At 63.7% G+C, this 10022-nt stretch carries 11 protein-coding genes; 6 read left to right on the top strand and 5 right to left on the bottom strand.

The annotated features are described in order from the left end of the window. Positions 1-143: 143 nt before the first annotated feature. Positions 144-311, top strand: a complete 168-nt coding sequence (locus NKI72_RS32995; protein WP_023721318.1) for a hypothetical protein — start codon at positions 144-146, stop codon at positions 309-311. A 76-nt stretch (positions 312-387) separates the two neighbouring features. Here the strand turns inward: NKI72_RS32995 and NKI72_RS32990 are convergent, their stop codons facing one another. Then, positions 388-1074 carry a winged helix-turn-helix domain-containing protein gene (locus NKI72_RS32990; RefSeq protein ID WP_352834644.1) on the bottom strand — a complete coding sequence of 229 codons (687 nt, stop codon included), beginning with the start codon at positions 1072-1074 and terminating at the stop codon, positions 388-390. A 46-nt stretch (positions 1075-1120) separates the two neighbouring features. Between NKI72_RS32990 and NKI72_RS32985 the strand changes: the two genes are divergently transcribed. Then, positions 1121-1900, top strand: a complete 780-nt coding sequence (locus NKI72_RS32985; RefSeq protein WP_352492215.1) for a response regulator — start codon at positions 1121-1123, stop codon at positions 1898-1900. A 39-nt stretch (positions 1901-1939) separates the two neighbouring features. Next, a complete protein-coding gene (locus NKI72_RS32980; protein ID WP_352470718.1) occupies positions 1940-4027 on the top strand; it encodes a PAS domain S-box protein in 2088 nt (695 codons plus the stop codon). 88 nt (positions 4028-4115) lie between these two features. Here NKI72_RS32980 and NKI72_RS32975 read toward each other — a convergent pair whose 3' ends face one another. Next, entirely contained in the window at positions 4116-4520 is a 405-nt protein-coding gene (locus NKI72_RS32975; protein WP_023678146.1) for a hypothetical protein, read from the bottom strand. A 419-nt stretch (positions 4521-4939) separates the two neighbouring features. On the opposite strand from NKI72_RS32975, the gene NKI72_RS32970 reads away from it, so the two are divergent. After that, entirely contained in the window at positions 4940-6142 is a 1203-nt protein-coding gene (locus tag NKI72_RS32970; RefSeq protein ID WP_352852000.1) for an aromatic ring-hydroxylating oxygenase subunit alpha, read from the top strand. Positions 6143-6153: 11 nt separating this feature from the next. Here NKI72_RS32970 and NKI72_RS32965 read toward each other — a convergent pair whose 3' ends face one another. The 3 genes from NKI72_RS32965 to NKI72_RS32955 form a co-directional block, all read right to left on the bottom strand. Further along, positions 6154-6921: a DUF429 domain-containing protein gene (locus NKI72_RS32965; RefSeq protein WP_352683763.1), complete on the bottom strand. Its 768-nt coding sequence runs from the start codon at positions 6919-6921 to the stop codon at positions 6154-6156. Between the two features lie 77 nt (positions 6922-6998). Then, on the bottom strand, positions 6999-7883 hold the full coding sequence (gene pdxY / locus NKI72_RS32960) for a pyridoxal kinase PdxY (RefSeq protein ID WP_352834639.1): 885 nt from the start codon (positions 7881-7883) through the stop codon (positions 6999-7001). Positions 7884-7892: 9 nt separating this feature from the next. Beyond that, positions 7893-8144 carry a hypothetical protein gene (locus NKI72_RS32955; RefSeq protein WP_023678142.1) on the bottom strand — a complete coding sequence of 84 codons (252 nt, stop codon included), beginning with the start codon at positions 8142-8144 and terminating at the stop codon, positions 7893-7895. Positions 8145-8306: 162 nt separating this feature from the next. Between NKI72_RS32955 and NKI72_RS32950 the strand changes: the two genes are divergently transcribed. Both NKI72_RS32950 and NKI72_RS32945 read left to right on the top strand, forming a co-directional pair. After that, positions 8307-8945: a LemA family protein gene (locus tag NKI72_RS32950; RefSeq protein ID WP_352834637.1), complete on the top strand. Its 639-nt coding sequence runs from the start codon at positions 8307-8309 to the stop codon at positions 8943-8945. A 227-nt stretch (positions 8946-9172) separates the two neighbouring features. Next, complete coding sequence (locus tag NKI72_RS32945; RefSeq protein WP_352852001.1) at positions 9173-9967, top strand: TPM domain-containing protein; 795 nt, start codon at positions 9173-9175, stop codon at positions 9965-9967. Positions 9968-10022 lie beyond the last annotated feature (55 nt).

Here is a 10022-nt window from a genome sequence, read left to right as displayed (position 1 = left end):
TGTGTGGCTCGGCGGGGCGTCCGGATCTTGCGAGCGTTTCTTCGGTAGGCCCCCCCCGTAATGGGGGGCCTCGGCGGGGCGGGCGGGCGCTTCGGGGGTTCCCCTGAAGTGCCCGTAAATTCCAATTTTGAGGAACGAACAGGATGAAAACGAAATTCGCCGCTTCGGTGCTTTCCGCGCTGCTTTACGTCCAGGGGCTGCTCGGCATTGCCGGCCTCGCCACCGTGCTGCTGAAGGAACGTGCCCATGCCGGCGAGGTCAGCACGAACAGTGACATGCCGTCCGGCCCGTCGCTTCTCGTGGTGCGCTGAAGAGCATCGGACCCCAAGGTGGAAACCGGTTGTGGGAAAATCCGATGCTCAAGACAAAAGGGTGGCCGTCCTGCCTTCAATCGGCGAATTGCGTCGGCGGATCGAACCGGTAGCCCGCACCCCGTATGGTGGTGATGGTTTCGGTATCGAGCTTGCGGCGCAGCCGCACGATGCGCGAATCGATCGACCGATCGAAGGCTTCGGCATTTTCGGCGGGCGCGGCGGCGATGATGTCGTCCCGCGTCAGCACCTTGCGCGGGCTGGCCAGGAACAGCCTGAGCAGCGCCACCTGCCCGGGGGACAGCTGTTCTTCCGTGCCCGAGCGGTGCATGACGATGGCCGATCGGAGATCGACGGTCGCGTTCTCCAGCACGATCAGTTCCCCGGCGCTCCTGCCGCGCCGAGCCAGAAGGCCGCCTACGCGAGCGGCAAGCTCCCTGACATTGAGCGGGCTTTCGACGACGTCGGCGGCGCCGAGTTCGAGCGCCAGAACCTTGTCGACCAGATCGGCCGGGCGGCAGATCAGGATGAAATCCGGTCCACCTTCGCCGCCATGTCGCCTGAGCAGGTCGCGCCCCTCTGCCTGGCTGACGCTGTCGCCGACAACCACGACATCGATACCCTTTGCCGAAAGCAGCGATTCGGCCTCCCACGGCTGTCGCGCCGCGCGGACTTCATGACCGCGCCGCTCGAGATGATCGGCGAGATCGGTCGCAATTACTTCAGCGACGGAAACAAGCGCGATAACGGATCGTGCAGCCATGTTTTTCTACCCCGCATACGGCAACCCAAGAAGAGTGCTGGACATCATGTTTATACCCAATCTACTTTCCGCTGAAAGCGGGAGCGAAAGCATCGTGCGGGCACGAATTGTCATTGTCGAGGACGAGCCCGACCTGAGGGATGCGGTCGCCGAGTATCTCGGCGCCAGCGGCTATGATGTGGCCACGGCCGAAAGTGCGGCGGCGGCGCGCGACCTTTTGGAAACCCAGTCCTTCCATCTGGCCATTCTCGACATCGCCATGCCGGGCGAGGACGGCCTGTCGCTCGGCCGCTGGATGCGGTCGAAAATGCCGATCGGCATCATCTATGCGACGGCCGCCGGTACCGCGCTCGACCGCATCGTCGGACTGGAGCTCGGCGCTGACGATTACATCGTCAAGCCTTACGAATTGCGCGAAGTGCTGGCCAGGGTGCGCAGCGTGCTGCGTCGCGTTCCTGAGCCGACCGAGCCACAAAAGGCCAAGGCTGAAACATCCGGCGGCCGCCGGTCCGTGAGCTTCGGACCCTTTCACGCAGATCTCGACGGCAGGCTCGTCACCGGCGCCAACGGCGCGGTCATCGACATGGCCAAGAGCGAGTTCGACGTGCTGGAGGTGTTCCTGACGCGCGCCAACCGGCTGTTGACGCGGGCGGCGATCTCCGAGGCGATCGGTTTCGTCGAGGACCCGGAATCGTCCCGCGCGGTCGACATCCGCATCATGCGGCTGAGAAAGAAGATCGAAGCGGACCCGGCCAACCCGAAATTCCTGCGCACGGTGCGCGGCGAAGGCTATATCTTCTCGCTGCCGGCCGGTGAAAATAACTGAGGCCTGGCGGCTTGAGCAAGCCAAGGCCAGGAAATGACCATGACGGCTGAAACAGCACGCGCGGACACGCAGGGCGCCAGGCAGGGCGCGGCGATGGTGGCCGTGCATGTGGTTCGCCGGCTGCGCGAAGCCGGCGATTGGCAGCGCGAGATGGAAGGTATCCTCCAGACGCTTTGCGAAGCCATGGATTGTCACCGCGGCATCCTGTTTCGCCTGCGCGAACTGCCCGGCCAGGGTTTCGCCCAGTCGGTCGCCGCTTATTGGATCGCCCCCCGGTTTGGCGGTGAGCTGGCGTCACCTACCGTCATCGTGCAGTCGGTCGTCGATTCGGACCCATTGCTGGAACGGCTGGCAGAGGACGAGCGTCAAGGCAAGATCTTCGCCGGGCACACACGCGATCTCGAAGGCTTTCTGCGGACCGATTTCGAAAAGCAGAACATCAAGTCGTTCCTGTCGGTGTCGGTCTTTTCGCACGGCAATTTGTGGGGCACGCTGGCGGTCAACGATTGCGTCAACGAACGCGAATGGACCGACCAGGAAGAGGCGGCGCTGCACATGGTGGCACTCGCCATCGGCGATGCCATCGAACGATCGCCCTCCGACGCGCATGCCAGCGACGTCATTCGCCGCACCATGCTGCAGGCCTCGCTCGACGCCATCATCGTCATCGACGAGACCGGCTCGATCATCGAATTCAATCCGGCCGCCGAGAAGATGTTCGGCTATCGGCGCAGCGATATCCTCGGCAAGGACCTGCTCGACACGGTCGTGCCGGAATATTACCGCAAGGGCTATGCGTCCGGCGCCGAATATATGTCGGGCCGCGGCGCGCCGATGGTCGGCCAGCGGCTCGAAACGGTCACCCAGAACGCCGCCGGCGAGGTTTTTCCGATCGAGCTGACGGCAACCGAGATGCGGGTCGCCGATCGCCAGCTGATCTTCGGCTCTATCCGCGACCTGCGCGACAGATTGCGCGCCGAGGAGGAAATCAACCGCCAGCGCGAAAAACTGCACCAGAACGAGAAAATGGCGGCGATGGGCTCGCTGCTTGCCGGCGTTTCGCACGAGCTCAACAACCCGCTGGCCGTGGTCGTCGCCCAGTCGACGCTGCTGCATGAATTCGCCGCCGATCCGCAGACCAAGGTGCGCGCCGAAAAGGTGCGCGCCGCTGCCGAGCGCTGCGGCCGTATCGTCAAGAGCTTCCTGTCGATGGTCCGCCTGCACCCGGCCGCACAGGCCGAAACCGACCTCAACCAGGTGATCCGCGCCGCACTCGAAGTGACCGCCTATGGCGCACGGTCGAGCGGCATCATCATCGACACCGATTTCGCCAGCGGCCCGTTGCTGGCCATGGCAGATGCCGACCACGTGACGCAAGTGGCCGCCAACTTCCTCATCAACAGTCAGCACGCCTTGGCCGGCGTTGCCGGCGACCGCCGGATCAAGGTCCGGACGTTTCGCAGCGACCGCGGCAATCCCGGATTCTCGGTCGAGGACAACGGACCAGGCGTGCCGGAAGCGATACGCTCACGCATATTCGAATCCTATTTCACCACCAAGCCGGTCGGTGTCGGTACCGGCATCGGCCTGTCGATCTCGAAATCGATCATCGAGCGGCACAATGGCAATATCTGGTTCGAGGAGGTTTCGCCGAGAGGTGTGCGTTTTGTCGTGCAGCTGCCGGCGATCGCTGCTGGCGCGGCCGCCGCTAGCGACAGTCCGTCGCGGTCGAGCGGCTTGCGTCACGCGCTGATCATAGACGATGAGCCGGATGTCGCGGCGTCGCTGTCCGACATTCTGGAGTTGATGGGCATCAAGTCGCGGATCGTGCCGGCCTGGGTCTCGGCCGCCGCGACGCTGAGCGGCCATGTCCCGCCGGACATCGTGTTTTCCGATTTGCGCATGCCCGGCACCAGCGGCATAGCCGCCTATCGCGAGCTACTCGCCGAAATGCCGGGTCTGGCGCGGCGCTTCGTGCTTGTCACCGGCGATCTGATCGGCGCGAAAGGCGAGATCGAGGCGCTGCCGGCGCCGCAGCGGCCGCCAATCCTCGAAAAACCGTTCAGCACGCTGGATGTGCGCGGCGTGCTCTCGGCCATTGCCGAGCAGGCCGGTCTGGGCGGCTAACTCCGCGATCTCTCCCGGAAGAAAAAGGCTCCCGGCCGACATTGCGGCGGGAGCCTGACTGGAGTGCTGGAGGGCGCTCGCAAAAAAATCAAAAAACGTTCGGCGTATCAGCCAGCGGGGCGGCATTGGCGATCATGCGGACCGGTCGTGCCTTGCCCGACTGGGCAGCGATGACGCGCAGGCAATCCAGGCTCTCGGCGCCCCAGGCCTGCCCCTTGCAGGCAAAATCGATCTCCGGCATCGGCAGGCGCGCCGTCTTGGTGGTGGTTGTCGCGCCGTCGATGAGGTTGGCCGGCGGGTTCAGTGAGGCGAAGGCCGGACCGACGGTAGGCGTCAACGCCATGCCGGCAAATGCGGCAGCCGCCAGCAGCATGAACATCGCCATCGGATGATCACTGGCGCGCTGGCGCAGCGCCAGCTTCGGGCGCCGGTCGTTACGCTGGGGACCCTGCTGGCGAAGGTCGGTATCGGTGATCTGGATTTTCGTACGCATCGTCGTTTCCTTCGGTCTTCTTCTTTTCTCTGTTGAAACGAACCTAATCGCACCTTGTAACCGGCCAACGATGATGAATTAACGATTGTGTAACCGGCATGAAACCAAGCCCGCGGCCATTCCTGGGCAAACCGATCCGGCGTAGCTGGCAGCACCGGTGGCATTCTCTGCTCGTTTTGCGCTACCCACGGCACCAGATCCGCGTCGCCTTTCCAGGCCCACGGAGCGTCGGGCGCTCAACAAGTGTAAGGGGATTAACGTCTGGAATTCCCGGGATTTTCCCGGCTTCGATCGTTCGGACTGGGCTCTCGAATCCCGTTCGATTTCCCGTCAAGACTTAGTCCCATTTTTCCAAGCCATTGCATTTCAATGGAAAATATGCTTTTATTGAACGACCATTCAATAAATAAAGAGCCTTTATGAACCCGCATCTGCGTGACGTGGCAATCCCCAACGATTGGGATCGGCGGGGGCTGCCGGGCTGGAGCTATCATTCCGACGCCTTGCTCGAACTCGAGAAAGAGCACGTCTTCCGCAACCATTGGCAGATCGCCGGCCATGTCTGCGACGTGCCGAACGCCGGCGACTATCTGACGATGGATGTGGTCGGCGAGCGGGCGCTGATCGTGCGCGGCAAGGATGGCGTTGTGCGCGCCTTCAACAATATGTGCCGCCACCGCGGCAGTCGCGTCGTTGCCGACAGCCAGGGCACTTGCAAGAATGCGCTGGTCTGCCCCTTTCATGGCTGGGTCTACAATCTCGACGGCACGCTGCGCGGTGCTGCCCGCCCCCGTTCATTCCCCGACCTCGACAAGACCGATTTCGGCCTGATGCCGCTCGAGCTCGAAATCTGGATGGGCTTCATCTTCATCCGTTTCCGCAAGGGTGGGCCGCAGCCATCGGTGGCCGAGCTGTTGAAGCCGATCGAAGCCGAGATTGCCCATTACGGCGTCGCCGAGATGGTGCCGTCCTGGGGCATCTGGACCCAAAGGACGCCGGTCAACTGGAAGTCGGTGCGCGATGTCGACAATGAAGGCTACCACGTCGCCATGGCGCATCCGGCGCTGCAGGACCTTTACGGTGCGACCTATTTCGACGAGCCGTTCGTCAACGGCGTGTCGCGCTCGTTCGCCACCTACAATCCGCATGCCGGACGGCGCTGGAGCGTCGCGCAGTACATCAAGCTCGCACCCGAGGCGAAGCACCTGCCGGAACACCTGCGCAAGGCCTGGATCTACTACGGCATCTTCCCGAACAACGTGCTGTCGCTCATGCCGGAATCGGTGCAGTTCTATCAGGAATTTCCGCTGTCGACGGGTGAGACGCTGCTGCGCGGCGCCATCTACCGCTATCGCGACGAGACCAGGGAACAGGCGGCAGCCCGCTACCTATCCTACCGCATCGACCGCGACACGCTGGCCGAGGATGTACAGCTTTCGATATGGTCCAACGAATCCATGCTGTCCGAAGCCTTCGGAGGTTTTTACCTCTCCGATCTCGAATATGGCGTGCGCACCCACCACGACCATTTGCGTAAGCAAGTTCCCGTGCTCGGATTGGAGACCGCGCCCGAGGAGAAGGATATGTGGGCACTCAACGAGGCGCTCAGATCACGCTCCTGACGCCCCGGTCCTCAGGCCCAAATGGCGACCGGAATGCCGAAACGATCGGCGAGCGGCGGATCCGGAAACGGCATTGCCTCGCCTCTGACGATGCGTCCGGCAACCACCATCATCGCCGCGGCGTCGAGGAAATCGTCGGCGGCCGCGCCGCGCGGCGGCGTCTGGTCGAGAAAATCCTGGCTATAACCATGCTGGGCAAGCAGCGCCTTGCGTTCGGCCATGCCGGCCGGATTGATGTTGCCCCTGATCTTCTTCGGCAAGCGCATAGCGCGGTCGCCGTTTAGTTTGCAGAAGGCAACTTCCGGATGCGATTCGAAGACGCGGCTGCGCAGTTCGGGCCGCGCGATCAGCAGCGAATCGATCTCGCGGATCTTGGCGAAGATACCGAAGGCCTGGATCGAGACACCGCGCGGCGGATCTGATGTCGTCCTGGCCACCTCGCTTGCCTTGCGATGTGCGGCGTACCAGGCATCGACCGTGGTGAAGGCTTCGACCTCGGCGTAAAGCGCGGCGCGGGAGGGGATGGCAAAGACACTGGACTGCCGGGCCCCGAGCAGCGGCCGCACCAGCGCCTCCGGGCCGCGACCGCCTCTTTGCGAGAAATCGGGCAGGCCGATTGGCATATCGACCGCTACCAACGAGTCGGCGGGCAGTCGGTCGAGCAACGCCGCGAAGCTCGGGAAAACGGCTGTCGACGGTGCCGCACCGGGATCGCGGCGGACGGCTATCCAGCCGGCCTTGCAACCGTCGACGCCGACAAGCACAACACCCCAGGGCATAACATCGTCGGGCGCAACGTCGTCGGGCGCAACATCCTCGGGCGCATCATCCTGGGGCACGGCGTCTTCGGCCTGCGTCACGCCCGGCGGTCCCGTTCCGGATGCAGGAGATGGCGAAGTTGCACCATCGCCATCGGGTGCGACAGGCTCTGGGCATCGGTCTCGAGCTGCAACTCGTCGCCGCCGCGCTTGGCGGTCCGCGCCAGGATCTCGTAGACCGCCGCCGTGGTCGATTGCAGCGCCTTGGCGGCCGGCTGGCCGGACAGGATCCGCGCCAGGTAGACGGCAGCCGTCAGGTCGCCGAGCCCATTCGGCGGCTTGTCGATGAGCCGGTGTTCGGCAAGCAGTGCCTCTCTGTCGGCGAGCAGTAAATTGCCGGTGCCGCCGGCCATCATCGCCGGCGCCGATGTGACCAGCATGGCCGGTGGGCCGGCCTGCAGGGCTGCAGCCATTGCCGATTTAAGGTCTGGCAGCGGCGCTCCGGCCATCCATTCCAGCTCGTAGCGGTTGGGCGTGGCGATATCGGCGATCGGCATCAGCCGGTCGCGCATGGCGATTGCGGTCGGCTCAGGTACGTAGAGCCCGCCCGAATCGCCCATCACCGGATCGCAGATATAGAGGGCGTCCGGCGTCTTCGCCTTGACCGCGCCGACCAGCGAAGCGACGGCTTCGGCCTGGCCAGCCTCGCCGAGATAGCCGGACAGCACGGCGCCGACCTCGCCCAGCCACGGCGCGCCCTCGAGGTCGGCCATCAGCGCCTTGAACTGGTCCAGCGGCGGCACAATGCGGGTGGCCCGGCCATGGCCCGGATGCCAGGGCAGGATGACGGTCGGTACCGCCCAAACCGGAAAGCCGAGCGTCTCCAGCGCAAAGACAGCGGCACGGTTGCCGACTGAGCCACGGGCGACATGACTGGAGACGACGATGACCGCGCGGGGCGCGTCGGTTTTTTCGGCACTCATTGATTTTTCCTAACTGCCCCTGGTGACGAAAAGCACGAGCCAGATCAACAGGCCGATGGCAATAAGCAAGCCCGCTGCCCGACCGATGCGGGTGCCCCAATATTCGATCGGGTCCGACCGGTCGGCATCGGCCGCGGTGACGTGGTCGCGCGCGCCTTTGGTGGTTCGTGCAAGGAACGAGGTGCCCCCCGGGTCGGTCTCGCGCGCCACCCGTTCGATGATGCGGCGCGATTCCGCGTCGCTGTCGTGGCGTTTCGCCATGGTGATGTCCCGTTCTATGCCAGAGCTTAACCCGTTCGCCTCGTCTGTCACAGGGCCCGACGGCGAATGGCAGAAACCAGTAACACTTCTCGGCCGAAGTCATTTTCTTACGCAAGGATTGTGCTAATGCTTCGCCTGCCAATGCTATTGAGGGGACTTATCATGCTTGCCCAGCGCCTTTCTTCGCCGCCAACCTTCCGTAATTTAGCTGCGTTCCTGGTTATGGCCGTCATGCTGCCGCTGCTTGCCGGCTGCGGCTACAACACCATTCCGACGGCTGAGGAAAACGCCAAGGCCGCATGGAGCGAGGTGTTGAATCAATACCAGCGCCGCGCCGATCTCATCCCCAATCTGGTCAACACGGTCAAGGGCTACGCCGCGCACGAGAAGGACACGCTCGATGCCGTGGTCGAAGCGCGCGCCAAGGCGACGCAGGTGACCGTGACGCCGGAAACGCTGAACAATCCGGAAGCCTTCAAGAAATTCCAGGACAGCCAGGCCGGCCTGACCAGCGCGCTGTCGCGCCTGCTGGCGGTGGTGGAGAACTATCCCGATCTCAAGGCCAACCAGAACTTTCTGGCGCTGCAAGCACAACTCGAAGGCACCGAGAACCGGATCACGGTCGCCCGCCGCGACTATATCCAGGCAGTGAGAGAGTACAATCTGACGCTGAGGACCTTCCCGTCGGTGATCTGGGCGACCTTGTGGTTCCGCGGCAACCAGCCGTTTGCGAATTTCACCATCGAGGAGGATAAGATGCAGCCGCCGAAGGTCGATTTCGGCACGCAGCAGGGCGGGTGAAGAACAGCCGGTGAGCGTGGTCCCTATTGGCCTTGCACTCCGTAGCGCCCCCCTCTGCCCTACCGGGCATCTCCCCCTCAAGGGGGGAGATTGGCAGCTTTGGCCTCACCGCCCATCCTGCAACGTTGGAGATTGGCGAAAGCGGTCGCGATAGTCGATCTTCCCCCAAGTGGGGGAGATGTCCGGCAGGACAGAGGGGGGCGCGACGAAGTGCAAACCACACGCTTCTGAGCGTCACTTTGCTTCTTCTTTGCCTTGGTCTGTTCCTCCCGCTCACCGCCCTTGCCGCCGCACTGCCGGCGCTGACCGGACGGGTCGTCGACAACGCCGGCATCATCGACGCCGCGACCGAGGCGGCGCTGACGCAGAAGCTTGCCGAGTTCGAGACCAAAGGGTCCGACCAGATCGTCGTCGCGACCATCCCCAGCCTCGACGGCGAGGAGATCGAGCCTTACGCCAACCGGCTGTTCCGCGCCTGGAAACTGGGCCAGGCGAAGGAGAACAACGGCGTGCTTTTGCTGGTGGCGCCGAACGACCGCAAGATGCGCATCGAGGTCGGCTATGGGCTTGAAGGCACGCTGACCGACCTGCACACCAAGCTGATCATCGAAAACGACATGGTGCCGGCCTTCCGTGCCGGCGATTTCTCAGGCGGCATCAGCAAGGCCGTCGACGACATGATCATGGTGCTGGAAGGCAATCCCGAAGAGCTGGAGGCGCGCGGCGAACGCAACCAGCAGCCGCCGTTCAACAGCGACGATCTGTTCTTCACGATCTTCATAGCCATCTGGGCAATCATCTTTTTCGGCGGCCTCGCAGCCTCCATCCTGCCGCCGATCTTCGGCCAGAAGATCGGTCCCGGCCGCTATCGCTGGCTGGGCATGACCTTCGAGCCAAACCGGCGGTCCTCCGGCGGCTGGTCGGGAGGTTCCGGCGGGGGATGGTCGTCGGGTTCAAGCGGTGGCGGGTTTTCCGGCGGCGGCGGTTCGTCCGGCGGCGGCGGCTCCTCGGGAAGTTGGTGACGAGATGACAAGACACGCCATCAGCCCGGTGGAATCCGGCCGTTTCACCAAAATG

The sequence above is a fragment of the Mesorhizobium sp. M0437 genome, from assembly GCF_040321335.1.
In the GTDB taxonomy this organism is placed as follows: Bacteria; Pseudomonadota; Alphaproteobacteria; order Rhizobiales; family Rhizobiaceae; genus Mesorhizobium.
The sequence above is the reverse complement of the archived record's forward strand: the minus strand, read 5'-3'. Positions and strand labels throughout refer to the sequence as shown.